Origin of the sequence: Gordonia amicalis, assembly GCF_022059885.1 — a bacterium.
Classification (GTDB): domain Bacteria; phylum Actinomycetota; class Actinomycetes; order Mycobacteriales; family Mycobacteriaceae; genus Gordonia; species Gordonia amicalis.
This window is the reverse complement of record NZ_CP091855.1, coordinates 4,352,205-4,378,019: the sequence shown is the minus strand read 5'-3', so window position 1 is coordinate 4,378,019 and position 25,815 is coordinate 4,352,205. Positions and strand designations below refer to the sequence as shown.

The following is a 25,815-nucleotide window of genomic DNA, read 5'->3' as shown; positions in this document are numbered from 1 at the left end:
ACCTGGTTGGATGTGGGGGTGGACAGGACAGGGACAGTCGGTCGCAAGGAGTCGGATGTGAACCAACTGCAGGGCGTGAACGAGCTGCAGCCCGTGGGCGGCACCGGTCGTCGGCGTGGGTGGGCGGGGATCGTCTCCCGGACGATCGCACTCACCGTCGGTGTGGGGCTGGCGTTCACGACTGCGGTGGCCTGTGCCGACGAGTCGACGGCGGGAGGTGAGGTCACTCTGCTGACCCATGAGTCCTTCGAGCTGCCCGAGTCGGTCATCGACGGCTTCCGTCAGGAGACCGGGCTCACCCTGAAGATCGTGCGTTCCGGTGATGCCGGGCAACTGGCGTCGACCGTGTCCCTGACCCCGGGCGCACCCAAGGGGGACGCGGTCTACGGCATCGACAACACCTTCGCCTCCCGGCCGATCGAGGCGGGCGCCCTGGAATCCTATGTGTCACCGCTCGCCGCCGGCGGGGCCGCCGAGTACGCGGTCCCCGGTGCGGCCGACCAGCTGACCGCCGTCGACCGCGGTGACGTCTGCCTGAACATCGACAACACCTGGTACGAGTCGCGATCGCTGACGCCGCCGGCGAGCTTCCGTGACCTGACGAAACCGGAGTACGCATCGCAGACCGTGCTGACCGATCCGGCCACCTCCTCGCCGGGCACGGCCTTCCTGCTGACGACGGTCGGGGCCCTCGGCGACGGCTGGCAGGACTACTGGAAGCAGGTCGTCGGCGGTGGCGCGACCATCGTCTCCGGCTGGGAGGTCGCCTACAACCAGTTGTTCAGCGCCGGCGAGGGCAAGGGAGACAAGCCGATCGTGCTGTCCTATGCGTCCTCGCCCGCCGCGACGCCCGGCACCAGCGCCCTGCTCGACAGTTGCTTTCCGCAGGTCGAGTACATCGGCGTCCTCAAGGGCACCCGCAACTCGACGGGGGCACGCAAGCTCGTCGACTACATGCTGAGCCCGGCAGTGCAGTCCGCGCTGCCGGAGTCGATGTATGTGTACCCGGTGCAGCGGGACGTCGCCCTGCCCGAGGGCTGGCCGGCCCGAGCGGCGGTGCCGGCGTGGATGTCATCGATGCCGCCGGCCACGATCGCGGAGAACCGCGAGAGCTGGCTCGACCAGTGGCGTGCCGCTGTCGGAAGGTGATCGCCCGGTGACCCGGGTGACGGCGCGGCCCGTGGCGCGGACGGCAACCGTCGCCGGCCGGGTGGCGCTGCGTCTGATCCCGGCGCTGTTCATCGCCGTCCTGTTCGCCTGGCCGGTCCTCGCGCTCGTCCGCCGAGCCGTGCATCTGGCCGGCGCGTCGGGCGAACGACTCGGCGATCTCCTCACGCGTACCGATGCGTGGGCGCTCCTGGGCGTGACCCTCGGGCAGGCGGCGGCGTCGACCGTGCTCGCGCTCCTCGCGGCCGCGCCGATAGCGTGGCTGTACGCCCATGTCGGTGGGCGCGCATCGGTTCTCCTCGCCGTCGCGGTGACGGTGCCGTTCGTGTTGCCGACGGTGGTGGTCGGCGTCGCCTTCCGATCGTTGCTGAGCGGCCCGCTCTCCTTCCTGCACATCCAGTCCGGGCTCGGCGCGGTGCTGGCGGCGCATGTGTTCATCAACGTCGCCGTCGTCGTGCGCGTGGTGGGTGCGGCGTGGCGGAACCTCGACCCCCGACTGCTGGAGGCTGCGCGCACGCTGGGCGCCGGACGACTGCGCGCGACGCTGACCGTCGTGATCCCCAGGCTGCTACCCGCCACAGCCGGTGCAGCCGCGTTGATCTTCCTGTTCTGTTCCACCAGTTTCGGCGTCGTGATCATCCTGGGTGCGGGACAGTTGCGCACCCTCGAGACCGAGATCTACACCCAGGCCATCGGCTACTTCCGCATCCCGGAGGCGGTGGTGTTGTCGATGGTGCAGATCGTCGTCGTGTTCGCGGCCCTGATGCTCACCCGTGTGTTCGCCGATCCCGCCGGGACCGGCTCCGCCCGTGGCGGCGCCGAGCGGCGTCGTCGGGATGCGGCGTTCGCGAACGCTCGGTTCGTGCTTCCGGCGAGGTGGTTGGTGGGCGCGTGGACGGTGCTGCTGCTCGTCGGGCCGGTCGTGGTCCTGATGGCGCGATCGGTGCGGCCGACGGCCGGGGGTGACTGGACGCTCGCCGGATACCGGGCCCTCGCCGAACCGGTCAACGGGGTCACCCCGCTGGAGAGTCTCGAGTATTCGCTGGTGTCGGCGGCGTTCGCGACCGTCATCGCCGTCGTCGTGGGCATGCTCGCCGCGGTCGCGCTCCACCGTTCCCGCGGGGTGGTCGGTGCGATCGCCTCGGCCATCTCTCTCGTCCCGCTCGGGATCAGTGCTGTCACCCTGGGTTTCGGATATCTGATCGTGCTGGCGTCGATGCCCTACGCGATCGCGGCGTCGCCCGCGATCATCCCGTGCGTGCAGGCGCTGATCGCCATCCCGATGGTCATCCGCATCATCCTGCCCGCGCTCGAGTCGGTACCGGTCCGGCTGCGGCAGGCGGCCGCGACGCTGGGCGCCCGGCCCGCCCGGGTGTTCGCGACGGTCGATCTGCCGATCATCGGCCGTTCGACGGGTGCGGCCGCCGGGTTCGCCTTCGTGATGGCGCTCGGTGAGTTCGGCGCCACCAGCTTCCTGGCCCGGGCCGACACGACGACTCTCCCGGTGCTGATCGGATCGGCTCTCAACCGGCCGGGCGCCGCCAACCTGGCGACCGCGATGGCCGCGTCGGTGGTCCTCGTCGCCGCGACCACCCTCGCCGTGCTGGTGGTCGAGGTGTTCCGGCCGCGAGCGGAGGTGCCGCTGCTGTGACCGGAACCGAACGAGACACCGCGACCGGTTCCCACGCCCTGCTGGAGATCTCCGATCTCACCGTCGCGTACGGCGGGCACACCGTGATCGACGGATTGTCCTGGCGCGTCGGGGGAGCGGGTTCCCTGGTGACCGCGGTCCTCGGCCCGTCCGGTTGCGGCAAGTCGACGCTGCTCCGCGCCGTCGCCGGGCTGGAGCAGCCGACACGCGGGGTCGTGCGCTTCGGCGGTGAGGACCTCGCCGGGGTCGAGGTACACCGTCGGGACTTCGGCGTGGTCTTCCAGGACGGGCAACTCTTCGGCGGGCGCAGCGTCGCGTCGAACATCGGCTACGGCCTGAGGATTCGTCGGTGGTCGCGCCACCGGACCGCCCAGCGCGTGACCGAACTGCTCGACGTCGTCGGTCTTCCCGGCTACGAGAAGCGTTCCGTCGACACGCTGTCCGGCGGTCAGGCGCAGCGCGTCGCACTGGCGCGTGCGCTCGCCCCGCATCCGCGGCTCCTGCTGCTCGACGAGCCGCTGGCAGCGCTCGACCGTAGGCTGAGAGATGAACTGGCGGTGGAGATCTCGGAGATCGTACGGGCGGCGGGTGTCCCCACCGTCGTCGTCACGCACGATCACGCCGAGGCCGCGACCATGGCCGACGAGATCGCGGTGATGCGCGCCGGTGCGATGGTGCAGGTCGCCACACCGTCGCTCCTGTGGCGCCGACCGGTCGACGAGTGGACGGCGCAGTTCCTCGGGGTCACCACCGTGATCGACGCGCAGCTGCGCGCCGGGGTCGCCGACACCGTGCTCGGTCCGATCGCGCTCGACCTGCCGGACGGTTCGCACCGGCTCGGCCTGCGGCCCGAGTCGGTGGCGGTCGCCAGGGCGTCCCCCGACGGCCCGGACGACGACGCGGACACGAACTCCGCCACGGTCGTGCTCGTCGCCGAACTGCCCGCGGGTCCACGCGTGCGCATCGAGACCGCGGTCGGCGAGATCGATGCCGTGGCAGACGAACCCGTCGTCATCGGCGACCGCGTGCGTATCCGTCTGGTGCCCGAGCGCGTCGCGGTGATCGGGTGAGGGCGACCCGGTGACGGAGCGCTGATGACCGACACAGCGCGGCGCGAACTGCTTCTCCCGCCCGGCCTGATGGTGCTCGGCGCGACGTCGATGTATCTCGGGGCGGCGGTCGCCGTCGGCATGTTCGACGACGTCTCGCCGTCGGCGGTGGCCTGGTTGCGCATCGCCGGCGCCGCACTGGTGCTGCTGATCTGGGTCCGGCCACCGCGGTCCGCGTGGCAGCCCTCCCGCCTCCGGTTGGCCGGTTGCTTCGGTCTGATCACGGCGGGTATGAACATCACCTTCTACGAGGCCCTCGCGCACCTGCCGATGGGCACCACCGTCGCACTGGAGTTTCTGGGACCGATCACGGTGGCGGCCTTGGGTTCTCGGACCCGCCGGGACATCGCGGCACTCGTGCTGGCGGGGCTCGGGGTGGTCCTCATCGCCGACGTCCGATGGTCGGGAACCGGTGTGGGGGTGTTGCTGGCCCTGGCCGCGGCCGCCTGCTGGGCCGGCTACATCGTGCTCGGCAAGCGGGTCGCGGCGCGTGGTGCGGGCGTCGAGGATCTCGCCACCGGTTTCGTGATCGCCGCGTTGGCAACCTCACCGCTGGCGTGGTGGGTGCTGGAGGCGGTAGCCGGTTGGGGTTCTTCCGAGGCGGTGCGCGACGGTGCGTCGGCGGCCGCGCTGATCGGCCAGGGCCTGGTGCTGGGCGTGGCGTCGACCGCCATCCCGTACGCCCTGGATCAGGTCGTGTTGCGCGGCGTGGGCCGGGCGCGGTTCGCGATCCTGCTCGCCCTGCTCCCGGTGACCGCGGCGGTGATCGGCCTGATCGTGCTCGGTCAGGTTCCCCGGCCGCTGGAGGCCGTGGGGATCGTGGCGGTCGCGCTGGCGGTCGCGGTGCGGTCGGCAGACCCCGCGGAGCGGTCGATGAACACCGACGAGATCCCGCCGAGCTGATCGTTCAGGCGGCGCGCGCCTTCTTCAGCGCCTTGCTGAGCTCCTTCTTGGTCATGTCCGAGGTGTCGAGCTTGCGCATCCGGTGGATCACCACGGGACACCGCACGCACCGCGTGGAGCTCTTGCAGCACTTCTTCTTGGGCTTCAGAGAGCCCACCTTGACCGCGTCGACCTTGCCCATGCGGCGAGGTTAGCAGGCCCTAATAATGGGTGTTCCGACGCCTGTGATCGCGGTCTCACCACATAAACCGATACTCTGTAGCGTTGAATCCCAAGGTGATCTGCACTTGTCGCCGGTCAGAGCTGTCCGCCGCGAGTCACTGAGTAGTTTCGGCTCGCGCCGAGTGCCGGCCGCCGAAGCGGTCCCCAACCACATGAAAGAGAGCCTGTGAGCGCTGCCCCCACCTTCCGTAACGTCGCGATCGTCGCGCACGTCGACCACGGAAAGACCACCCTCGTCGACGCCATGTTGCGCCAGTCCGGCGTCTTCGGAGAGCGTGCCGAGGTCGTCGACCGGGTGATGGACTCCGGTGACCTCGAACGTGAGAAGGGCATCACCATTCTCGCCAAGAACACCTCGGTGCACCGGCGTCAGCCGGACGGCACCGAAGTGGTCATCAACGTCATCGACACCCCCGGCCACGCCGACTTCGGCGGTGAGGTCGAGCGCGGCCTGTCGATGGTCGACGGCGTCGTGCTCCTGGTCGACTCCTCCGAAGGGCCCCTGCCGCAGACGCGCTTCGTGCTGCGCAAGGCGCTGGCCGCCGAGCTGCCGGTGATCGTGGTCGTCAACAAGACCGACCGCCCCGACGCCCGCATCCAGGAAGTTGTCGACGAGACCCAGGACCTGCTCCTGGACCTCGCGTCCGACCTCGACGAGGAGGCCGCGAAGGCCGCCGAGCTGGTGCTCGAGCTCCCCGTGCTCTACGCCTCCGGCCGCGCCGGTGTGTGCAGCACCGAACAGCCCGCCGACGGTGAGATCCCGGCCGCGGAGAACCTCGACGCTTTCTTCGACGTCCTGCTCGAGCACGTGCCCGCCCCCAAGGGTGATCCCGAAGCGCCGCTGCAGGCTCACGTGACCAACCTCGACGCATCGGCCTTCCTGGGCCGCCTCGCGCTCGTCCGCATCCACAACGGCACGCTCCGTAAGGGGCAGCAGGTGTCCTGGTGCCGCGAGGTCGACGGCAAGCCCGTCGTCGAACGCGCGAAGATCACCGAACTCCTCGCCACCGTCGGCGTCGAGCGCGAACCGGCGGAGTCCGCGTCGGCCGGCGACATCGTGGCCGTCGCCGGTATGCCGGAGATCATGATCGGCGACACCCTCGCCGACCTCGAGAACCCGCAGCCGTTGCCGCGGATCACCGTCGACGAGCCGGCCATCTCGGTGACCATCGGCACCAACTCCTCGCCGCTCGCGGGCCGCGTGTCCGGTCACAAGCTGACCGCCCGCATGGTCAAGCAGCGCCTGGACACCGAACTCATCGGCAACGTGTCGCTGCGGGTGCTCGACATCGGCCGTCCGGACGCCTGGGAGGTGCAGGGTCGAGGTGAGCTCGCGCTCGCGATCCTCGTCGAGCAGATGCGTCGCGAGGGCTTCGAGCTGACCGTCGGCAAGCCGCAGGTGGTCACCCGCAAGGTCGACGGCAAGGTCCAGGAGCCGTTCGAGCACCTGACCGTCGACGTGCCCGAGGAGTACCTCGGTGCGGTCACCCAGCTGCTGGCCGCCCGCAAGGGCCGGATGGAGCAGATGAACAACCACGGCACCGGCTGGGTCCGCATGGAGTTCATCGTGCCGTCGCGTGGCCTGATCGGCTTCCGCACCGACTTCCTCACCGAAACCCGCGGCACCGGTATCGCCAACGCCGTGTTCGACGGTTACGACGCCTGGGCAGGCGAGATCCGCGCCCGCCACACGGGCTCGCTCGTGAGCGACCGTTCCGGCACGGTGACCCCGTTCGCGATGATCCAGCTCGCCGACCGCGGCACGTTCTTCGTGAACCCCGGCGACGACAGCTACGAGGGCCACGTCGTGGGCATCAACCCGCGTCAGGAAGACCTCGACATCAACGTCACCCGCGAGAAGAAGCTGACCAACATGCGGCAGTCCTCCGCCGACGTGATGGAGACGCTGGCCAAGCCGATGCAGCTCGACCTCGAGGCCGCCATGGAGTTCTGTGCCGCCGACGAGTGTGTCGAGGTCACCCCTGAGGTCGTGCGTGTGCGTAAGGTGCACCTGGACTCGTCGACCCGTGCCCGTGAGCGCTCGCGGGCCAAGTCCCGGGACGCAGCGGTCAGCTGACCGCCGAGCCGGTCTCCCGCCGACGGCGGGGGACCGGCATCGTCTGATCGACCGAGAAGCATCTTCATGGGGGTATCCGAGGTGAAACGGGCGAGACCACAGCGGGGTCGCGACGCCACGAACCGGAGCCGTGTGCTCGGGTTGCTCTCGTGCGGTGTCGCACTGCTCATCGCCCTGACGGCGTGCACGGCGGATCCGCCGCCGCCCGTCCGGGACACCGGGCCGCCGCCGACGCCGACCGAGTATCCGGTCGAGAAGACGATCTTCATCGCCACCGACTCGGTGGGAAACGGGTTCAACCCGCACATCGCGGCAGATCAGAACCCGGTGACCACGGCAGTCGCCGCGATGACGCTCCCGAGTGCTTTTTCTCCCGTACAGACGCCCGCCGGACCGGTGTGGGAGCTGCAGCGCCAGTTCGTCACCTCCGCCGAGGTGACGTCGCGTCAGCCCTTCACGGTGACCTACCGCATCCACACCGACGCCCAGTGGTCGGACGGACTGCCGGTCACCGGCGACGATTTCGGCTACCTGTGGCAGCAGATGTCGCGGCAGCCCAACGTGGTGGCCCCGGCGGGCTACCGGCTCATCGACTCGGTGCAGTCCCGGGAGGGCGGCAAGGTCGTCGAGGTGCGCTTCGAGCGGCCGTATCCGGCCTGGCGCGAGCTGTTCACCGGGTTGCTGCCGAGTCACGTCTTCAAGGGCGCTCCGGCCGGCTTCCAGACCGGCATGGACACCGGCAAGCCGGTCTCGGCCGGCCCGTACGCGATCGTCGGGATCGACAAGACCCGCGACGAGGTACGCCTGGCCCGCAACGACCGCTACTGGGTGACGCCGCCGCGGCTGGACCAGATCGTGCTCCGCCGTGCCGGTAGTAACGCGCAGATGCTCGACTCCGTGCGCTCGGGTGACTCCGAGATCGTCGCGCTCGGTGCCTCGCCCGCGACCGCCGCCGAACTGACCGCACTGCCCGGCCTGAAGACCGAACGCAGTCTCACCTCACGCTCGCTGGGCATCAGCGTCAACGCCCGCACCGACGCGATGAGCTCGGTGGAGGTGCGGCGCGCCATCCTCGGCCTCGTCGATCCCCGGCTGACCACGTTCGCCGGTGCGGGGGACTGGATCGTCGAGCCGTATGCGAACACCGTGTTCGCGCCGTCCGACCCGGGTTACACCCCGATCTCTCGCCCGCGTCCCGACCGGGCCGCGGTGGATGCGCTCCTCGCCGGCGCCGGCTACCGCCGGGCGGACCCGGAGACGACCGGACAGACCTCCCCGGTACCCGAACCGTCGACCGAGGCGCCCGCGTCCGGGACGCCGTCCGCGGCCGGCTCCTCCACCCCGTCCAACCCGGCCGCGACGCCGACCCCGGGGGCGGTCGAGGTCGCGGAGCTGCCCGAGGGCATCCTGCCGTTCCAGAAGGACGGTCAGGACCTGCTCGTGCGCGTGGGAGCGGTGGCCGGTGACCCGCGCGCCATCTCGGCCGCGTCGAGTGTCGTCGACCAGCTGCGCAGCGCCGGAATCCGCTCGCAGGTGGTGACGATGCCGAACAGCGAGCTGTACGGCTCGGCGCTGACCCAGAAGCGCGTCGACCTCGTCGTCGGCTGGACCGGGCTCGGTGTGCCGCCGGCGGCGTCGTTGGCCTCGACCGTCGACTGCAATCAGCCCAAGCCGAGTACCGAGCCGTCGCCCGCCACCCCGCCGACCCCCACCAGCATCGCGCCGAGCGGTGGGGACGTCGGCGACAGCTACGCCAGCAACATCTCCGGTCTCTGCGACCCGAGGTTGATCGAGCTCGCGCGCAACGCGCTGTCCGAGGAGGACCCGATCGGGACCCTCGACCAGGCGGAGCCGCTGTTGGCCGCGCAGGCGATCTACCTGCCGCTGTACCAGGATTCGATGATCGTCGGTGTCACGCCCGCGGTCCGCGACGTGCCGCTCACCGGACCGATCCAGGAGTCGATCTTCGGGACCGCGGTCGACTGGAAGCTCTCGTGACCGAGGCCAACCGGGCCGCGGACCGGCGGCTGCTGCTCGTCCACGCCCATCCCGACGACGAGACGATCATGACCGGTGGGACCATCGCCCGCTATCTCGCCGAAGGCGTCGACGTGCGCGTCCTGACCTTCACCCTCGGCGAGGAGGGCGAGGTCATCGGTGACGAATACGCACAACTGGTCGCCGACGGCGGCGCCGACCAGCTCGGCGGCTACCGGATCGCGGAGCTGACGCGCGCCCTCGCGGCACTGAGCCCAGCCGACGGTCCGGCCCTGACCCCGCGCTTCCTCGGCGGCGCCGGACGCTGGCGCGACTCGGGCATGGCCGGCGCCCCGTCGGCGAACCATCCGCGCGCTCTCGTGCAGGCACCGTTCGACGAGCCGGTCGGCGTGTTGGTCGAGCTGCTCCTCGACTTCGCTCCGCAGGTGGTCGTCAGCTACGACGCGTCGGGAACCTACGGGCACCCCGACCACAAGCTCGTGCATGAGGTCACCGCTGCCGCGGTCGCACGCGCCCGTGCGGCCGGCGGCGGCCCCGTGAAGCTGTACGAGTCGGTCACCGAGCGCAGCGCGCTCGAGAACGGCCTGGCGGCGGCTCCCGGTGTGCCCGATGGCTGGCGGATGCCCCATCCCGGTGAACTGCCGAGCTACCCCGACGAGCAGATCACCACCGAGGTCGACGTGGCGGCGTACCACTCCCACAAGGTCGCCGCACTCGCCGCACATGTGACGCAGGTGACCGTCGCGCCGTCGGGAACCGAGTTCGCGCTGTCGAACAACATCCTGCAGCCGATCCACCACCACGAGCACTTCGTCCTCACCGACCACGATCCGCGTGACGCTCTCGGCGGCGACCGGGAGACGGACCTCTTCGCCGGGATCGTGTGAGGACGGTGGGGAACATGTCAGCCCGCGGTACACGCAATCGCACCTCCGGGACTCCGGACCCGAAGAGTCCGACGCGGGGCGGTGGTGGCTCGATGATCGATCCGCACGTCCGTGACCGGCTCCTCCTGGCGCTGCTGATCCTGGACGGCTTCGCGGTGGGCCTTCTCAGCGTGGCGTTCGCGTACCAGCGTTTCGGCGGGGTCGCGCTGCCGGTGGCGGCCCTCGTCGCCGGCCTCCTCAACGCGACGCTGCTCTGGCTGGCGGCCGGGTACACCTCGTCGCCGGTGCGGTATGCCCCGCTCGGCGCCTGGGGGCTGGTGGTTCTCATCGCCGGCGGCATCCCCGGACCGGGCGGTGACGTCATCCTGAGCACGTCGGGGAACTACCTGGTCCAGACCCTGCTGCTCCTCGCACTGGGCATCGGGCCGGCCGCGGTGCTCAGCTGGACTCACCGGCTACCCGAGGCCGACGACTGACTTTCGCCGGGGCCGATCCTGCGGCGCGCAGGCCGACTACGGCCGAGCGTTAGAGTGTGGACATGGTTCTGCGCGCGTGGGCCGAAGACATCACGGCCCCGATCGAGCGCGTCACAGCGGCCCTGAGCCGTCTCCGTGACGACCCGACAGCCCTCGGCCCGGACGCCCTCGACGACGAGGGCTGGGTCGCGTTGCTGGGCGCCTCCGGCACCGAGCTCGAGGAACTGTGCGAACTCGCCGATGCGGTCCGGGGCCGGGTCACCGAGCCGGGCGTCCTGACCTTCGTCGTGAACCGCAATCTCGACACCGGGGTCGCCGCCCGCCTCATCTCGGATGAACGGCGATCCGACGATCCGACACTCGCCGATCTGGTCGGGGAGGCCGTCGAACTCGGCGCCACCGAGATCTGCATGCAGGGGCCGTTGCCCGCCGACCGGCCGGCCGGTGACTACGTGCGCCTGGTCGAAGAGATCACCGGCGCGGCAGACGGTCTGCACCTGCACGCGTACCGCGCGGCGGAGATCGCCGACGGGGCGGCCCGAACCGGGACGACGGTCGACGAACATCTCCGCCGGTTGCGCGCCGCCGGACTCGGGTCGATCCCCGGAACGGCCGCCCAGATCCTCGACGACACCGTGCGCGGGTATCTGTCGCCGACGGGCTCCGCACCGGCGCGTGAGTGGATCGAGGTCGTCGAGGCCGCGCACGGCGTCGGCCTGTTCTCGACCGCAACCATCGTCTACGGGCACGTCGAGACCCCCGAGCAGCAGGTCGCACACCTGCGGACCCTGCTCGGAATCCAGCGCCGCACGGGTGGTTTCAGCGAGCTGATCCTGATGCCGATGGTCTCGTCGAACACGCCGCCGCATCTGATCGACGCCGCGACGTCGACCGCGTCGCAACGGGAGACCCGCGCCCTCCACGCGGTCGCCCGCCTGATGTCCACCGGGCTGATCGACCATCTACAGGTTGCCTGGACCAAGCTGGGGTCCGACACCGTCGACCTTCTGCTGCGCGGCGGTGCCGACGACATCGGCGGCCTGCTTCTCGACGGCCGGCTCATGCCGCATGCGGGTCCGGAGGCGGGTCGTGTCCTCGACGTCGACACCCTCGTCGCCGTCGCCGATCGTGCCGGGCGCACGCCACGTCAGCGCACCACCCGCTACACCGAGCCGGAAACGCATCGGCTGCTCCCGCTCCCGCAGGTACGTTCGTGACGGGAACGGCGACGCAGGGGGGTGACCGGGTGGACGAAAACGACGGGGTGCACGACATCGACGTCGCCATCGTCGGTGCCGGCTTCGCCGGCCTCGGCATGGCCACGCAGCTCGCCCGTCGCGGCCGCGAGTCCTTCGTCGTCCTCGAGCGGGCCGACGCAGTGGGCGGTACCTGGCGCGACAACGTCTACCCCGGCATCGCGTGTGACATCCCCGCGCATCTGTACTCGTTCTCGTTCCGCCCACCGGCCGACTGGGCGTCGCGGTATCCGAGCGGCCGCGAGATCCGTGATTATCTCGAACAGACCGTCGCCGACGAGGGTCTCGCCGAGCACATTCTGCTGAACTGCGAACTGCGGCAGGCGACCTGGGACGAGGCTGCAGCCGGCTGGATGATCACCGCGGCCGGCGCGGACGGCTCCGGCCGGACGTTTCGTGCGCGGACGCTCGTCCTCGCCGTCGGCCGTTTGTCCGAGGCCAGGATCCCCGACATCGAGGGTCTCGTGGGGTTCCCCGGTCAGGTCGTCCACACCGCGGCCTGGCACGACGACGTCGCCGTCGACGGGGCCCGGGTCGGTGTCGTGGGCACCGGTGCGTCGGCGGTGCAGCTCGTCCCGCACCTGGCCGACGCCGCCGAAGAGCTCGTCGTGTTCTGCCGGACCGCTCCCTACGTGGTGCCGCGAGAGGACCGCCGCTACACCGCTGAGGAACGTGCCGCCCTGCTCGATCCGGAGGTCGCCGGCGAGGTCCGCCACCAGCTCCTCACCGAGGCCGACGGCGCGTTCCGGCAGCGACTGGGCCTGCATCCCGACATCGACGAGATCCGGGCGCGGGCCCGCGACCACCTCCACCGCCAGGTCGACGATCCGCTGTTGCGTGAGCTCCTGACGCCCGACTACGAGATCGGATGCAAGAGAATCCTGCTCAGCGACGACTTCTATCCGTCGCTGCAGCGGCCGAACGTGGTCTTCGAGCCGAGCGCGCTCGATTCCGTCACCGAATCGAAGGCCACCGCACGCAGCGGACGCACCTTCGACCTCGACGTCCTCGTGATGGCAACGGGTTTCGAGTCCGCGCGGCCGCCCGCGGCGAGCCGCGTCGTCGGCCGGGCGGGACTTCGCTTGTCCGAGCACTGGTCGTCGGGGATGACCTCGTACGCGTCGACCGTCGTCAGCGGATTCCCCAACATGTTCGTCCTCGACGGGCCGAATGCGGCGCTCGGCCACAACTCGGCGATCTACATGATCGAGACGCAGCTCGACTATGTGCTCGGCGCTCTGGAGTTCCTCGGGGACAGTGATGTGGGGGCGTTGGAGGTCTCGCCCGAGGCCGAGGCCGCCTACACTCGTGAGATCGACGAGCGCAGTGCGTCGACCGTGTGGCTGACCGGTTGCGACAGTTGGTATGTCGACCCGGACAGCGGACGTCTCACGCTGCTCTGGCCGGGCACCGCGGCGTCGTTCCGCGAACGCAACGGGACCTTCGACCCCGCGCCGTACCTGACCAGTCGTGATCCTTCGGAAGGGGAACGATGACCGACCTCAGCATCCCCACGGTGCGGGCCGAGGCTGTGGAAAATCCTGCCGCGGAACGTTCTTCATGTGAGGCGATCGATGCCGCCCTGGCCGCTGCAGAGGCCCGCGAGTCCATCGACATCGACCAGGCGGTCACGCTGCTGTCTTGTGCGGGTGCGGATCTCGTCCGCCTGCAGTCGATCGCCGGTGCGATTCGCGACGAGGGGCTCGACGCGGTCGGGCGTTCGCGTCAGGTCACGTACTCGCGCAAGGTGTTCATCCCGCTGACCCGGCTGTGCCGGGACCGGTGTCACTACTGCACGTTCGTGACGGTGCCCGGCAAACTCGCCCGCGCCGGCGAGGGGTTGTACCTCGAACTCGACGAGGTCGTCGACCTCGCCCGTCGGGGTGCCGAACTCGGCTGCAAAGAGGCTTTGTTCACGCTCGGTGACCGCCCCGAGGACCGGTGGCCCGAGGCGCGCGAATGGCTTGCCGCGCGCGGCTATTCGTCGACCCTCGACTACGTCCGCGCGGCCGCCGTGGCCGTGCTGACCGAGACCGGCCTGCTGCCACATCTGAATCCCGGGGTGATGAGCCTCGAGGAGATCCTGCGTCTGCGTCCGGTGGCCCCGTCGATGGGCATGATGCTCGAGACCACGTCGCGCCGTCTGTACACCGAGAAGGGGCAACCGCACTACGGCAGCCCGGACAAGGACCCGCTGGTCCGGATGCAGGTGCTGCGCGACGCCGGGACCGCGCGGGTCCCGTTCACGACCGGCATCCTCGTCGGGATCGGCGAATCACTGTACGAGCGAGCCGAATCCCTGCTCGCCATCGCGAAGGTGCACGCCGCGGGCGGTCACATCCAGGAGGTGATCGTGCAGAACTTCCGGGCCAAGCCCGACACCGCGATGCGATCCACCCCCGACGCGGAGATGACCGAGTTCCTCGCGGCGGTCGCCGTGGCGCGCATCGTCCTCGGACCGCACATGCGGGTGCAGGCGCCGCCGAACCTGGTGTCGCCGGCCGAGTGTGCCGCGCTCATCGCCTCCGGCATCGACGACTGGGGTGGGGTGTCGCCGCTGACCCCCGACCACGTGAACCCCGAACGTCCCTGGCCGAATCTGGATGCACTGGCCGCCCGCACCGCCGAGTCGGATTTCGTTCTCACCGAACGGATCACGGCGCAGCCGACGTATGTGCTCGACGCCGCGGACTGGATCGACCCGGCACTCGCACACCATGTGTCCGCGCTCGCCGACCCGTCGACCGGCCTCGCCGTCGACACGTGCCCGGTGCCGCGTCCGTGGCCCGCGGTGGCCTAGACCCCCGCGAGATCGTCCCCTCTGGGCAGAAGGGCTCCTGACCAGCGGTTCCGGCGGCGAAGTGGCGATGTCTTCGCTCGCTGGAGGAGTCGCGATCGAGCCGTGTCGGCATCAGCCGAGCACGGGTGCGAGCGCCTCGTAACCGCCGATCACATCGGTCGCGCGATGCAATCCGAGGTCGTGAAGCGCCGCGGCCGCCAGACTCGACGTGTAACCCTGCTGGCACAGGATGATCCACCGCACATCGTGGTCGACGGCTTGGGGGATGCGTGCGTCGCTGGCCGGGTCGCATCGCCATTCGAGGACGTTGCGCTCGATGACCAGTGACCCCTGGGCCTCGCCCTCCGCGGCGCGCTGGGCCGCCGGTCGGATGTCGACGAGGACGGCGCCGGCCGCGAGTTCGTCGGGCACCGATGCGGCGTCGATCCGTTCGATACGTTCGCGGGCCGCGGCGAGGACGTCGTCGATGGTGCGCGGAGCGGGCTTGTCGCTCATTCGGGTTCGTCGGTCAGGACCGTGCGGGTACGACGCAGGTGGCCGGCGTCGGCCACCTCGTAGTACGACATCGCGGTCAGCGGCGGCGAATAGGCGTGCACACTCAGCGTCGGGCCGGTCACCTCGACCGTCGGGTTCTTCACGACGTCGTGCACCCACCCGAGCGGGAAGGCGGCCTGGTCGCCGGCATCGAGAACGCGCACGGCCAGATCGTCCCCCGTCCAGTGGTACTCCCGCAAGGACCCCGACAGGACGGTCAGCGCACCGAGGGAGCCGGCATGGTCGTGGAGTTCGGTGGCCTCCCCGGGAGTCCAGCTGATGAGCCACAGGTCGAGGTCGTCGTCCGCATGCAGGCGCGTCGACCATCGGTGGGTGGTGTCCCACTCGGCCGGTAGAAGGGTGTCGTGACGGCCGTCGAGCACATCGGCCACCCCCTGGTCGGTGATGCGGAGAAGGTCGGCCGGCCGCAGGTGCGTCGGCAGGTGGGTTCGTGTCCGCGGCGCGATCGCGGTCACCGGGCCTCGGGTGCTCGGGGTGACGTTCTTCGGTGGGGAAGCGGCGATCGAGGTGCGAGCCAGGGTCGAGGTCATGGCAGATCCTTGAGAGGGGAGTGGATGTGTGGGTCGGGGCTGATCAGGTCAGCGACAGCACATACACATCGACCGCGAGGTCGGTTCGAGTCCCGGAACGGCCCATCGGCCGGAACGGGGACGGTCTACCGCGACCGGGTTCGACACGACGATCATGCCGCCGAGAATGCCCGACGCCTCGGCCGGAGTCGAGAATTGTCGGCACACTGAGCGAAAGTCGCCCGTCACGCCGGTGGGCACCCGGTCATCGATGTGATCCTCGTTACAGCAAGGCCTTCTGCATGTCCTGGAGCCGGGGGCCGATTTCGTCGTGGACACCACCGCAGCGGATACTGTGGGATGCGATTCGACCAGCCCTCGGATCGCGCCGGCGCCGACGCCGGAGAGTCGTTCGACGCCGAGCTGCTCACCCTGTCGCGCCGACAACGATCTTCCCTAGCGAAGGAGTGAGTGGTGACCTACATCATCGCGGAGCCTTGCGTCGACGTCCTGGACAAGGCTTGCGTGGAGGAATGCCCCGTCGACTGCATCTACGAGGGTGAGCGCATGCTCTACATCCAGCCGGATGAGTGCGTCGACTGTGGCGCGTGCGAACCGGTGTGCCCGGTCGAGGCGATCTTCTACGAGGACGATGTCCCGGATGAGTGGGAGCCCTACGTCAGCGCGAACGCCGACTTCTTCGACGACCTCGGCTCGCCCGGTGGCGCCAGCAAGGTCGGCAAGACCGATGCCGACCCGGCCTTCATCAAGGGCCTGCCGCCGATGAACCAAGAAGACTGACAGCCGACAAGACCGACGGTACGACGCAGACAGACAGTACGAAGAAGACAGAGCGGCCCGCAGTGAGCACACCCATTTCCCGCGCAGCAGCGCCGCTCCGCGTGTCGTCGACGCGCGTGAGCGGTCGGCTGCCCGATTTCCCGTGGGACACCCTCGCGGGTGCGAAAGCCACGGCGCAGTCCCATCCCGACGGCATCGTCGACCTGTCGGTCGGCACGCCGGTGGATCCGGTGCCGGCGCTCATCCGGGACGCGCTGGCCGACGCCTCCGGCTTCCCTGGGTACCCGACCACCATCGGCACCACCGAGCTCCGTGAGGCCGCTGCCGAGTCGCTGACGCGGCGTCACGGTGTCACCGGGCTCGACGAGTCGGGCATCCTCCCGGTGATCGGCACCAAGGAGGCGATCGCCGGCCTGGCGTCGACCCTCGGCCTGGGACCGGGGGACGAGGTCGTGATCCCAGAGGTGGCCTACCCGACCTACGAGGTGAGTGCGCTGCTGGCCGGTGCTCGGCCGGTGCGCGCGGATTCGACCGTCGCGCTGGGGCCGTCGAAGCCCGCGCTGATGTTCATCAACTCGCCGTCGAACCCGACGGGCAAGATCCTCGGCGTCGACCACCTGCGCAAGGTCGTCGGATGGGCACGCGAACGCGGCACCGTCGTGGTGTCCGACGAGTGCTACCTCGGCTTGAGCTGGGAGGGCGAACCGCTGTCGATCCTCGACCCGCGGGTGTGCGACGGCGACCACACCGGTCTGCTGGCCGTGCACTCGCTGTCGAAGATCTCCAACCTCGCGTCGTACCGTGCCGGCTTCTTCGCCGGTGACCCCGATCTCATCGCCGAACTCCTCGCGGTGCGCAAGCACGCCGGCTTGATGCTGCCGTTCCCGATCCAGGGGGCCATGACCGCAGCCCTCCGCGACGACGCGCACGTCGACGAACAGCGTGCGCACTACGCGGATCGTCGTCGTACGTTGCTGGCCGCGGTCGAGGCGGCCAGGTTCCGCATCGACCATTCCGAGGCGGGCCTCTACCTCTGGGCCACCCGTGACGAGCCGTGCCGCGACACCGTCGCCTGGCTCGCCGAACGCGGAATCCTCTGTGCGCCCGGTGATTTCTATGGTCCGGCAGGGCAGAAGCACGTCCGCATGGCGCTCACCGCCTCCGACGAGCGCATCGCGGCCGCGGCCGCGCGACTCACCGCGTAAACCCACCACAAACGGAGAAACCCAGCACCCGATGGGTGCTGGGTTTCTCCATGAGTGGTGGGTTTGTGGAACCTCAGTTGTGCTTGTGCAGCGCCTCGTTGAGTGCGATGCCGTCGCCCTTCCACGGCACGACCTCGACCGCGCCGGTCAGGCTGTTGCGCCGGAACAGCAGATTCGACTGACCTGAGAGGTCGCGCGCCTTGATCTGGGTGCCGTCGGGGCCGGTCACCTTGGTGCCGGCGGTGACGTACAGCCCGGCCTCGATGACGCAGTCGTCGCCGAGCGGGATGCCGCAGCCGGCGTTCGCGCCGAGCAGGCAGCGCTTGCCGAGCGAGATGATCTCCTTGCCGCCGCCGGAGAGGGTGCCCATCGTCGACGCGCCGCCGCCGATGTCGGAGCCGTCACCGACGACCACGCCGGCCGAGATGCGACCTTCGACCATCGACGACCCGAGGGTGCCGGCGTTGAAGTTGACGAAGCCCTCGTGCATCACGGTGGTACCGGCGGCCAGGTGGGCGCCGAGCCGGACACGGTCGGCGTCGCCGATGCGGACTCCGCCGGGGACGACGTAATCGACCATGCGCGGGAACTTGTCGATGGAGTACACCGTGACCGGGCCGCGGGCGCGCAGCTTGGTGCGCACCGACTCGAAGTCCTCGACGGCGCACGGGCCGTGGTTGGTCCAGACGACATTGGTGAGCATCCCGAAGATGCCCTCGAGGTTCGCGCCGTGCGGCTCGATGAGCCGGTGGGAGAGCAGGTGCAGCCGGAGGTAGACGTCGTAGGCGTCGACGGGGGCGGCAGACAGGTCGGCGATGCCGGTGCGAACCGCGATGGTCCGGACGCCGCGGGCCTCGTCCACACCCACCAGGTCGCGCAGTTCGGACGGCGTCGACTCCTCGTCGAGGACGACGGTCTCGGCGGTCTCGACGCCGTCGAGTTCGGGTGCGGGGAACCAGACGTCGAGCACGACTCCCGGGGTCGACCCCCCGTCGGTCACGGTTGCGATACCAGTTGCGTGTGCGCCAGTAGTTGTCACGACTCGTCAGTCTAGGTGATCGAGGACGGCGACTCCCGCCGCCCACCGGTCGTCCAGGCATCGCGGTACTCGGTGCGCGGCGTCATCCGAATGGCTCAAAGTCCTGGTGGGAGCGTGTTCGCCGCTCGTATCGTCGCAGCCATGACCGGCCACGACCGACCTTCCCCACCCGCCCCGCGGCGCAGACGCCGCCGGCTCTGGGTACTCGGTGGCGTGGGGTTCGTGGTTGTCGTCGGCGTCGCGGTCGCGGCGGTGATCTTCCAGCCGTGGCTGATCTTCGTCGACACCGAGGTCGACGACGAGATCCCGGTCGCCGTGACGCCGTCCACCTCGCAGGTCGGTCAGCCGCCGCCGGTCGCGCCGGTCGTGGTGTCACAGGGACGATTCATCAGCCACGAGCACTCCACCTCCGGAACCGTGTCGATCATCGAGAAGCCGGACGGCTCGCGGGTTCTCGCCATCGAGGACCTCGACACCACCACCGGACCCGATGTCCACGTCTGGCTGTCGCAGGCCGAGGTCGTCGAAGGTCTCGGCGGTTGGCGAGCCGCGGCCGACCCGCCACACGTCGACCTCGGGATGATCAAGGGCAACAAGGGCAACCAGGTCTACGAGATCCCCGCCGATGTCGACCTCGACGACAATCCGGCGGTGTTCCTGTGGTGCGTGAAGTTCAGCGTCTCCTTCGGCGCCGCCGAACTGACCTCACCGCCCGCCGACTGACCCCGCTACCGTATGTGCGTGAGCACCGCACTCGACCTCGCCGCCGATCCCGTCGAACTGACCGCCGCCCTCGTCGACATCGAGAGCGAGTCACGCAACGAGACGGCGATCGCCGATGCGGTGGAAGCGGCACTGCGGGAACAGACGACGGGCTTCGAGATCCTTCGGCACGGTAATCGTGTGCTCGCCCGGACCGATCGTGGTCGCGCCCAGCGTGTCATCCTCGCCGGGCACCTCGACACCGTGCCGGTGGCCGGCAATCTGCCGTCGCGTCGGGAGACGCATCCCGAGGAGGGTGACGTCCTGCACGGTTGCGGCACCGTCGACATGAAGTCGGGCGACGCGGTGTTCCTGCACCTCGCCGCGACGCTCGACGAACCCGCGCACGACCTGACGCTGATCTTCTACGACTGCGAGGAGATCGCTGCCGAGTTCAACGGCCTCAACGACATCGAACGTGAGCTGCCCGAATGGCTCGCCGGCGACGTCGCCATCCTCGGCGAACCCACCGCCGGTCTGATCGAGGCGGGATGCCAAGGGACGCTTCGGGTTCGACTGTCCACCTCGGGTACTCGATCGCATTCGGCCCGCTCGTGGATGGGTGACAACGCGATCCACAAACTCGGGGGAGTGTTGACGAAGCTCGCCGCATACGAGGCTCGTCGCGTCGACATCGAGGGGTGCGAATACCGCGAGGGACTCTCGGCGGTCGGGCTCGGCGGCGGTGTCGCGGGCAACGTGATCCCCGATGCTGCGCACGTCGACGTGAACTTCCGCTTCGCCCCCGATCGTTCCGTCGAACAAGCCCTCGACCACGTGCGCGAGGTCTTCGCGACCGACCTCGCCGATGGCACGGTCACCCTCGAGGTCACCGACGCGGCGGCCGGTGCACTCCCCGGCCTGGCGCACCCGGCGGCGGCCGCGCTGGTCGAGGCCGCTCAGGGGCGCTTCCGGGCCAAGTACGGCTGGACCGACGTCTCGAGGTTCTCCGCACTCGGCATCCCGGCGGTGAACCTCGGACCCGGCGACCCCAACCTCGCCCACCGCGTCGACGAACGGGTTCCGGTCGAGCAGATCCGCATGGTCACCGACCTGCTGCGCAGCTATCTGTCCTGAGCCGCCCGACGCCGGGCGGGGGTGGATCGGCCCGCTGCTAGCGTGAGCCGCATGTCGACCAATCCGGAATCGTCCGCGTCCGATCCCGCCGCCGACGACGTCTACTACGTCGGACCCATCCGCGTTCGCCCGAAGCAGCGCGGCAAGACGACGGACCGGCGACTCCTCGAGTGGATCGACCCGCGCGACGAGAACCGTCGCGCCGAACGCACGATGCGCGATTCCTGGCGGGTGCTGCGCATCCAGTCGGAGTTCGTCGCGGGCTTCGACGCCATGAGCGAGGTCGCGGAGGCGGTGACGGTCTTCGGGTCGGCGCGTCTCGCGCCCGAATCGCCGGAGTACGCACTCGGCGTGCGGGTCGGACGTGCGCTCGGGGAGGCGGGCTATGCCGTCATCACCGGGGGCGGGCCCGGTGTGATGCGGGCGGCCAACCAGGGTGCGCACGAGGCGGGCGCCCAGTCGATCGGCCTCAACATCGAGCTGCCCTTCGAGCAGGACCTCAACCCGTGGGTCGACCTCGGCATGAACTTCCGCTACTTCTTCGTGCGCAAGACCATGTTCGTGAAGTACGCGCAGGCCTTCGTCTGCCTGCCCGGCGGGATGGGCACGCTCGACGAACTCTTCGAGGCGCTCACGCTGGTGCAGACGAAGAAGGTCGTGCGATTCCCGATCGTCCTGGTGGGTCGTGATTTCTGGGGCGGGTTGCTCGACTGGATGCGCGACGTCCTGGCCGCGCGCGGGATGATCTCTCCCGAGGACCTCGACCTGCTGACCGTCGTCGACGACCCCGACGACGTCGTCGCGGCGATCGAGGCGGCCGCTCCCACCCAGCCCGGCGCGAAACAACCCGGCGCCGATGGCACGATTGCCCGGTGAGTGCCGTCTGTGTCTACTGTGCGTCCGGTCCCGTCGAGCAACGTTTCCTCGACCTCGCTTCCGAGGTGGGCGCGGCGATCGCGCGTGCCGGGCACTCGGTCGTGTCCGGCGGTGGCAATGTCTCGATGATGGGTGCGCTCGTCACCGCGGCGCGCGCGGAGGGCGGCACCACGATCGGGATCATCCCGAAGGCGCTGATCCAGCGCGAAGTCGCCGATCTCGGGTCCGACGAACTCGTCATCACCGAGACCATGCGCGAGCGCAAGCGCCTCATGGATGAGCGCGCGGATGGTTTCATCACGCTTCCCGGGGGTATCGGAACACTGGAGGAGCTGTTCGAGACCTGGACGGGCGGCTACCTCGGGATGCACGACAAGCCGGTGGTTCTGCTCGATCCTTTCGATTTCTACGCGCCGCTCCTGGGCTGGCTGCGAGAGTTGTCGACAACCGGGTTCGTCTCCCGGCGATCGCTGGACCGGCTGCTGGTCACGGCATCGATCGACGAGGCGATCGAGTTGGCGACACAGCGGTAGAACTTCCTACCGGCCGGTAAGGTAGCCCGGTGAGTGCGCGGGGCACTCACGACGCCCAGCGGAGAGCGGAGCCCACATGTCCCCAGACACCCAGCGCAAGGACGTCCAGAACGACACGACCAACGGTTCGACCAAGGATGCGGTCAAGACCGTCGGGGTCGCGGATCTCCTCCGCGGAGTGGTGAAGATGGCGCCCCACGCGAGCGGGATGATCAAGCACGCACCCGGCCTGATCCGTCGGCCACCGGAGGCCAAGAAGACCATCGGATCGGTGTTCCAGAAGCACGCGGCTGCGCATCCGGACCGCCCGTTCGTCCGCTTCGAGGGACGCACGACCACCTACGGCGAAGCCAATCGCCGTGTGAACCGTTACGCCGCAGTCCTTTCCGAGGCGGGCGTCGGCAAGGGTGATGTGGTGGCGCTGCTGTCCAAGAACAACGCCACCGATCTGTTGCTGATGTTGGCGACGGTGAAACTCGGCGCGATCGCCGGGATGCTGAACTACAACCAGCGCGGTCACGTCCTCGAACACTCGGTCGGGTTGCTGGACGCCAAGGTGCTCGTCCACGATCCGGACTGTGCCGAGGCCTTCGAGTCGATCCCGAAATCGGCGCTGCCCGAACACGTCTACGACTTCGCCCGGTTCGACGCGGCCGCGGAGGGCAAGCCGGACTCGGACCCGGAGATCACCGCGCAGCTGCCGGCGTCGACCAAGGCCTTTTACATCTTCACCTCGGGGACCACCGGAATGCCCAAGGCCAGCGTGATGAGCCACAACCGCTGGCTGGCGAGCCTCTCCGGCATCGGTGGTCTCGCGGTCCGACTGCGCCACAGCGACACCATGTACGTGCCGCTGCCGCTCTATCACAACAACGCCTTGTCGGTGTCGCTGTCGTCGGTGCTCGCATCGGGTGCGTGCATCGCGATCGGCCGCTCGTTCTCGGCGTCGAAGTTCTGGGACGACGTGATCCTCAACCGCGCCACCGCCTTCTGCTACATCGGCGAGTTGTGTCGCTATCTGCTGGCGCAGCCGGAGAAGCCCACCGACCGGCAGCACTCGGTTCACACCGTGGTCGGCAACGGGATGCGGCCCGACATCTGGGACGAGTTCCGCGAGCGGTTCGGTGTGGACCGCGTCGTCGAGTTCTACGGCGCCAGCGAGCTCAACCTGGCCTTCGTCAACGCCTTCACCGTCGACAAGACGGCCGGGTTCTGCCCGTTGCCGTACAAGATCGTCGAGTACGACGATGAGGGCAACCCCAAGCGCAACGACGACGGGCGGCTCACCGAGGTGGGCAAGGGCGGCACCGGTCTGCTGCTCGCGCAGATCTCCGACCGGGTACCGATCGACGGCTACACCGACGAAGAGGAGACCGAGAAGAAGATCGTTCGGGACGCCTTCAAGAAGGGCGACGCGTACTTCAACTCGGGTGACCTCGTCCGCGACCAGGGCTTCGCGCACATCTCCTTCGTCGACCGGCTCGGCGACACGTTCCGCTGGAAGGGTGAGAACGTGGCCACCACCGAGGTCGAGGGTGCGGTCGACTCCTACGACGCGGTCGCCCAGTCGGTGGTCTACGGTGTCGAGGTGCCCGGCACCGACGGTCGCGCGGGGATGGTGGCCATCAAGCTGCGCGAGGGCGCCGACCTCGACCCCAAGCGTCTCGCCGAACACCTCTACGAGGAGCTGCCGTCGTATGCGGTCCCGCTGTTCGTGCGGATCGTCGACGACTTCGAGCGGACCTCCACCTTCAAGAACCGCAAGGTCGAGCTCCGCAAGGAGGGCTACGCGGAGGCCGATGCCGATGGCGGACAGGTCTATGTCCTGCTCGGCAAGGAGAAGGGTTACGTGGAGTACTACGAGGACTACGCCGACGAGGTGGCGGCCGCCAAGGTTCCCAAGGGATGACCGTTTCGCCGACCCTGTGCGGTCGTCCGGTGGCCACCGACCGCGCGTTGGTCATGGCGATCGTCAACCGCACGCCCGACTCCTTCTACGACCGTGGCGCCAGCTTCGACGACACGGCCGCGCAGCGACGCGTCGACCAGGTGGTCGCCGAGGGGGCCGACATCATCGATGTCGGAGGCGTGAAGGCAGGGCCGGGCGAAGAGGTCGACGCGACCACCGAAGCTGCCCGCGTGGTCCCGATGATCGCGTGGATCCGTGAGCGCCATCCCGACGTGCTGATCAGCGTCGACACCTGGCGCAGCGAGGTCGCCGACCAGGCGTGTGCGGCGGGCGCCGATCTCGTCAACGACACCTGGGCCGGCTACGACCCCGAGGTCGTCGCGGTGGCGGCGGAACGGGGAGCCGGGATCGTCTGTTCCCACACCGGTGGTGCTGTCGTGCGGACCCGGCCGCACCGTGTCGCCTACGGCGACTCCGTCGACGCCGTGGTCGCCGACGTGCTCGCCGAGGTGACCGGTGCGGCGGAGCGGGCGCTGGCAGCGGGCGTGCATCGAGATGCGATCGTTATCGACCCGACGCATGATTTTGGCAAGAACACTCACCACGGGCTTGCTCTGTTACGCCATGTGAAAGATCTTGTTAATACGGGCTGGCCGGTCCTGATGGCGCTGAGCAACAAGGATTTTGTGGGGGAGACTCTGGGTACAGATCTAGAGCAACGGTTGGAGGGAACTCTCGCCGCGACGAGTCTGGCAGCCGCCGACGGCGCCCGGATTTTTCGCGTACACGAGGTCGCCGCCACCCGTCGCGTGGTCGACATGGTCGCTGCCATCGCGGGAACGAGACCGCCCGCCCGAACAGTCAGGGGACTTGCATGACCAAGCAGAAGCGACGTAACCCCATCAGTCGTGACAAGGCCGCCGTGTGGCCGACGCCGGCCGAGTCGCTCGCGGCCGAGCGGCAGTGGTCGACGACCCACACCTGGGAACAGCCGAAGTGGACCATCGAGGAACTCGTCGCCGCCAAGGGCGGACGCACCGTCTCGGTGGTTCTGCCTGCCCTGAACGAGGAAGAGACCGTCGCCGACGTGATCGCCACGATCATGCCGCTGTACGGCACGCTCGTCGACGAACTGATCGTCCTGGACTCGGGCTCCACCGACGCCACCGCCGAACGTGCACTGGCCGCCGGGGCGCAGGTCATCACCCGCGAGGAGGCGGTTCCGGAACTCGAACCCGTCAAGGGCAAGGGGGAGGTGCTGTGGCGCTCGATCGCCGCGACCACCGGCGACATCATCGCCTTCGTCGACTCCGACCTGATCGATCCGGATCCGATGTTCGTGCCGAAGATGCTCGGCCCGCTTCTGGTGAATCCCGAGATCCACCTCGTCAAGGGGTACTACCGCCGTCCGCTGCGTACCGGCGGCACCCAGGACGCCAACGGCGGCGGTCGAGTCACCGAACTCGTCGCCCGGCCGCTGCTGGCCTCGCAGAAGCCCGACCTCACCGCGGTCCTGCAACCGCTTGGCGGCGAATACGCCGGAACCCGCGAGATGTTGTCGTCGGTGCCGTTCGCGCCCGGCTACGGCGTCGAGATCGGACTCCTCATCGACACCTACGACCGCTACGGCCTCGCGGGGATCGGCCAGGTGAACCTCGGCGTCCGCACCCACCGCAATCGTCCGCTGATCGAGCTCGGCGTGATGAGCCGTCAGATCGTGGGCACGCTCATGCGCCGGTGCGGCATCGAGGACTCCGGCGTCGGGCTGACGCAGTTCACCGCCGAGCCCGACGGCTCGTTCACGCCGCACACCACCGAGGTCTACCTCGAGGACCGTCCGCCGATGAACACCCTCCGCTCGATGGGCTCCAAGGTGATGGCCTCCTAGCGGGCCGATCCACCCGACTCCGGCGACACCGTGACATGCCCTCGGCGTGACGCGGTGTCGCCGGATGCTTGTGTGGGCCGGACGGAGGCGGCCAGGTGCCGGCGGGGCCGCGGGA

Annotated in this window: 24 protein-coding genes; 20 read left to right on the top strand and 4 right to left on the bottom strand. The window is 69.3% G+C overall.

The features are described 5' to 3' along the window. Positions 1-57: 57 nt before the first annotated feature. Genes IHQ52_RS20135 through IHQ52_RS20120 form a run of 4 tightly spaced genes read left to right on the top strand, consistent with a single transcriptional unit; the run spans position 58 to position 4,830 of the window. Positions 58-1,149, top strand: a complete 1,092-nt coding sequence (locus IHQ52_RS20135) for a thiamine ABC transporter substrate-binding protein (protein WP_024499023.1) — start codon at positions 58-60, stop codon at positions 1,147-1,149. Positions 1,150-1,156: 7 nt separating this feature from the next. Then, positions 1,157-2,818: an ABC transporter permease gene (locus IHQ52_RS20130; RefSeq protein WP_024499022.1), complete on the top strand. Its 1,662-nt coding sequence runs from the start codon at positions 1,157-1,159 to the stop codon at positions 2,816-2,818. Then, positions 2,815-3,888: an ABC transporter ATP-binding protein gene (locus IHQ52_RS20125; RefSeq protein ID WP_238063822.1), complete on the top strand. Its 1,074-nt coding sequence runs from the start codon at positions 2,815-2,817 to the stop codon at positions 3,886-3,888. The genes IHQ52_RS20130 and IHQ52_RS20125 overlap by 4 nt, the downstream gene beginning before the upstream one ends. A gap of 24 nt (positions 3,889-3,912) precedes the next feature. Next, on the top strand, positions 3,913-4,830 hold the full coding sequence (locus tag IHQ52_RS20120; protein ID WP_024499020.1) for an EamA family transporter: 918 nt from the start codon (positions 3,913-3,915) through the stop codon (positions 4,828-4,830). Between the two features lie 4 nt (positions 4,831-4,834). On the opposite strand, the gene IHQ52_RS20115 is transcribed toward IHQ52_RS20120, so the two are convergent. After that, complete coding sequence (locus tag IHQ52_RS20115; RefSeq protein WP_191834462.1) at positions 4,835-5,011, bottom strand: hypothetical protein; 177 nt, start codon at positions 5,009-5,011, stop codon at positions 4,835-4,837. A 207-nt stretch (positions 5,012-5,218) separates the two neighbouring features. Here IHQ52_RS20115 and typA point away from each other — a divergent pair, with 207 nt between their 5' ends. The 7 genes from typA (at position 5,219) to cofG (ending at position 14,546) form a co-directional block, all read left to right on the top strand. Further along, the gene (gene typA / locus IHQ52_RS20110; RefSeq protein WP_024499019.1) at positions 5,219-7,129 is read left to right on the top strand and encodes a translational GTPase TypA; all 1,911 of its coding nucleotides are present in this window, start codon (positions 5,219-5,221) and stop codon (positions 7,127-7,129) included. A 66-nt stretch (positions 7,130-7,195) separates the two neighbouring features. Then, on the top strand, positions 7,196-9,127 hold the full coding sequence (locus IHQ52_RS20105; RefSeq protein ID WP_024499018.1) for an ABC transporter family substrate-binding protein: 1,932 nt from the start codon (positions 7,196-7,198) through the stop codon (positions 9,125-9,127). Positions 9,128-9,195: 68 nt separating this feature from the next. Further along, entirely contained in the window at positions 9,196-10,014 is an 819-nt protein-coding gene (gene mshB / locus IHQ52_RS20100) for an N-acetyl-1-D-myo-inositol-2-amino-2-deoxy-alpha-D-glucopyranoside deacetylase (protein WP_420871249.1), read from the top strand. Between the two features lie 92 nt (positions 10,015-10,106). Further along, on the top strand, positions 10,107-10,490 hold the full coding sequence (locus tag IHQ52_RS20095; RefSeq protein ID WP_024499016.1) for a hypothetical protein: 384 nt from the start codon (positions 10,107-10,109) through the stop codon (positions 10,488-10,490). Between the two features lie 62 nt (positions 10,491-10,552). After that, complete coding sequence (locus IHQ52_RS20090) at positions 10,553-11,707, top strand: FO synthase (RefSeq protein WP_024499015.1); 1,155 nt, start codon at positions 10,553-10,555, stop codon at positions 11,705-11,707. Positions 11,708-11,805: 98 nt separating this feature from the next. Then, entirely contained in the window at positions 11,806-13,242 is a 1,437-nt protein-coding gene (locus IHQ52_RS20085) for a flavin-containing monooxygenase (protein WP_238064298.1), read from the top strand. After that, the gene (gene cofG / locus IHQ52_RS20080) at positions 13,239-14,546 is read left to right on the top strand and encodes a 7,8-didemethyl-8-hydroxy-5-deazariboflavin synthase CofG (RefSeq protein WP_024499013.1); all 1,308 of its coding nucleotides are present in this window, start codon (positions 13,239-13,241) and stop codon (positions 14,544-14,546) included. The genes IHQ52_RS20085 and cofG overlap by 4 nt, the downstream gene beginning before the upstream one ends. 111 nt (positions 14,547-14,657) lie before the next feature. Here cofG and IHQ52_RS20075 read toward each other — a convergent pair whose 3' ends face one another. Together IHQ52_RS20075 and IHQ52_RS20070 are read right to left on the bottom strand one after the other, a co-directional pair. After that, positions 14,658-15,041, bottom strand: a complete 384-nt coding sequence (locus IHQ52_RS20075) for a rhodanese-like domain-containing protein (RefSeq protein ID WP_024499012.1) — start codon at positions 15,039-15,041, stop codon at positions 14,658-14,660. Beyond that, complete coding sequence (locus tag IHQ52_RS20070) at positions 15,038-15,631, bottom strand: cysteine dioxygenase (RefSeq protein ID WP_024499011.1); 594 nt, start codon at positions 15,629-15,631, stop codon at positions 15,038-15,040. The genes IHQ52_RS20075 and IHQ52_RS20070 overlap by 4 nt, the downstream gene beginning before the upstream one ends. A gap of 450 nt (positions 15,632-16,081) precedes the next feature. On the opposite strand from IHQ52_RS20070, the gene fdxA reads away from it, so the two are divergent. Next, positions 16,082-16,411, top strand: coding sequence for a ferredoxin (gene fdxA / locus IHQ52_RS20065; RefSeq protein ID WP_024499009.1), 330 nt, complete (start codon positions 16,082-16,084; stop codon positions 16,409-16,411). A 62-nt stretch (positions 16,412-16,473) separates the two neighbouring features. Then, positions 16,474-17,616 carry a succinyldiaminopimelate transaminase gene (dapC, locus tag IHQ52_RS20060; protein ID WP_024499008.1) on the top strand — a complete coding sequence of 381 codons (1,143 nt, stop codon included), beginning with the start codon at positions 16,474-16,476 and terminating at the stop codon, positions 17,614-17,616. A gap of 73 nt (positions 17,617-17,689) precedes the next feature. Here the strand turns inward: dapC and dapD are convergent, their stop codons facing one another. Then, a complete protein-coding gene (gene dapD / locus IHQ52_RS20055; protein ID WP_081712447.1) occupies positions 17,690-18,655 on the bottom strand; it encodes a 2,3,4,5-tetrahydropyridine-2,6-dicarboxylate N-succinyltransferase in 966 nt (321 codons plus the stop codon). Positions 18,656-18,796: 141 nt separating this feature from the next. On the opposite strand from dapD, the gene IHQ52_RS20050 reads away from it, so the two are divergent. The 7 genes from IHQ52_RS20050 to IHQ52_RS20020 all read left to right on the top strand — a co-directional run bounded on the left by IHQ52_RS20050 (position 18,797) and on the right by IHQ52_RS20020 (position 25,700). Further along, the gene (locus tag IHQ52_RS20050; RefSeq protein ID WP_051349624.1) at positions 18,797-19,378 is read left to right on the top strand and encodes a DM13 domain-containing protein; all 582 of its coding nucleotides are present in this window, start codon (positions 18,797-18,799) and stop codon (positions 19,376-19,378) included. A gap of 18 nt (positions 19,379-19,396) precedes the next feature. After that, a complete protein-coding gene (gene dapE, locus IHQ52_RS20045; RefSeq protein ID WP_159405370.1) occupies positions 19,397-20,494 on the top strand; it encodes a succinyl-diaminopimelate desuccinylase in 1,098 nt (365 codons plus the stop codon). A 51-nt stretch (positions 20,495-20,545) separates the two neighbouring features. Then, positions 20,546-21,370: an LOG family protein gene (locus IHQ52_RS20040; RefSeq protein WP_006435999.1), complete on the top strand. Its 825-nt coding sequence runs from the start codon at positions 20,546-20,548 to the stop codon at positions 21,368-21,370. Then, the gene (locus tag IHQ52_RS20035) at positions 21,367-21,903 is read left to right on the top strand and encodes an LOG family protein (RefSeq protein WP_006436000.1); all 537 of its coding nucleotides are present in this window, start codon (positions 21,367-21,369) and stop codon (positions 21,901-21,903) included. Before IHQ52_RS20040 ends, IHQ52_RS20035 begins: the two co-directional genes overlap by 4 nt. Positions 21,904-21,979: 76 nt before the next feature. Beyond that, the gene (locus IHQ52_RS20030) at positions 21,980-23,812 is read left to right on the top strand and encodes a long-chain-acyl-CoA synthetase (protein WP_006436001.1); all 1,833 of its coding nucleotides are present in this window, start codon (positions 21,980-21,982) and stop codon (positions 23,810-23,812) included. After that, positions 23,809-24,690, top strand: a complete 882-nt coding sequence (folP, locus tag IHQ52_RS20025) for a dihydropteroate synthase (protein ID WP_238063819.1) — start codon at positions 23,809-23,811, stop codon at positions 24,688-24,690. The genes IHQ52_RS20030 and folP overlap by 4 nt, the downstream gene beginning before the upstream one ends. After that, entirely contained in the window at positions 24,687-25,700 is a 1,014-nt protein-coding gene (locus IHQ52_RS20020) for a glucosyl-3-phosphoglycerate synthase (protein WP_006436003.1), read from the top strand. The genes folP and IHQ52_RS20020 overlap by 4 nt, the downstream gene beginning before the upstream one ends. Positions 25,701-25,815 lie beyond the last annotated feature (115 nt).

Coding starts and splice junctions, on each gene's coding strand:
- IHQ52_RS20040 (WP_006435999.1), top strand. CDS start 20,546: ATGTCGACCAATCCGGAATCGTCCGCGTCCGATCCCGCCGCCGACGAC.
- IHQ52_RS20050 (WP_051349624.1), top strand. CDS start 18,797: ATGACCGGCCACGACCGACCTTCCCCACCCGCCCCGCGGCGCAGACGC.
- cofG (WP_024499013.1), top strand. CDS start 13,239: ATGACCGACCTCAGCATCCCCACGGTGCGGGCCGAGGCTGTGGAAAAT.
- IHQ52_RS20070 (WP_024499011.1), bottom strand. CDS start 15,631: ATGACCTCGACCCTGGCTCGCACCTCGATCGCCGCTTCCCCACCGAAG.
- IHQ52_RS20090 (WP_024499015.1), top strand. CDS start 10,553: ATGGTTCTGCGCGCGTGGGCCGAAGACATCACGGCCCCGATCGAGCGC.
- IHQ52_RS20120 (WP_024499020.1), top strand. CDS start 3,913: ATGACCGACACAGCGCGGCGCGAACTGCTTCTCCCGCCCGGCCTGATG.
- IHQ52_RS20075 (WP_024499012.1), bottom strand. CDS start 15,041: ATGAGCGACAAGCCCGCTCCGCGCACCATCGACGACGTCCTCGCCGCG.
- IHQ52_RS20030 (WP_006436001.1), top strand. CDS start 21,980: ATGTCCCCAGACACCCAGCGCAAGGACGTCCAGAACGACACGACCAAC.
- IHQ52_RS20095 (WP_024499016.1), top strand. CDS start 10,107: ATGATCGATCCGCACGTCCGTGACCGGCTCCTCCTGGCGCTGCTGATC.
- IHQ52_RS20020 (WP_006436003.1), top strand. CDS start 24,687: ATGACCAAGCAGAAGCGACGTAACCCCATCAGTCGTGACAAGGCCGCC.
- IHQ52_RS20115 (WP_191834462.1), bottom strand. CDS start 5,011: ATGGGCAAGGTCGACGCGGTCAAGGTGGGCTCTCTGAAGCCCAAGAAG.
- folP (WP_238063819.1), top strand. CDS start 23,809: ATGACCGTTTCGCCGACCCTGTGCGGTCGTCCGGTGGCCACCGACCGC.
- mshB (WP_420871249.1), top strand. CDS start 9,196: ATGACCGGTGGGACCATCGCCCGCTATCTCGCCGAAGGCGTCGACGTG.
- IHQ52_RS20085 (WP_238064298.1), top strand. CDS start 11,806: ATGGCCACGCAGCTCGCCCGTCGCGGCCGCGAGTCCTTCGTCGTCCTC.
- IHQ52_RS20105 (WP_024499018.1), top strand. CDS start 7,196: ATGGGGGTATCCGAGGTGAAACGGGCGAGACCACAGCGGGGTCGCGAC.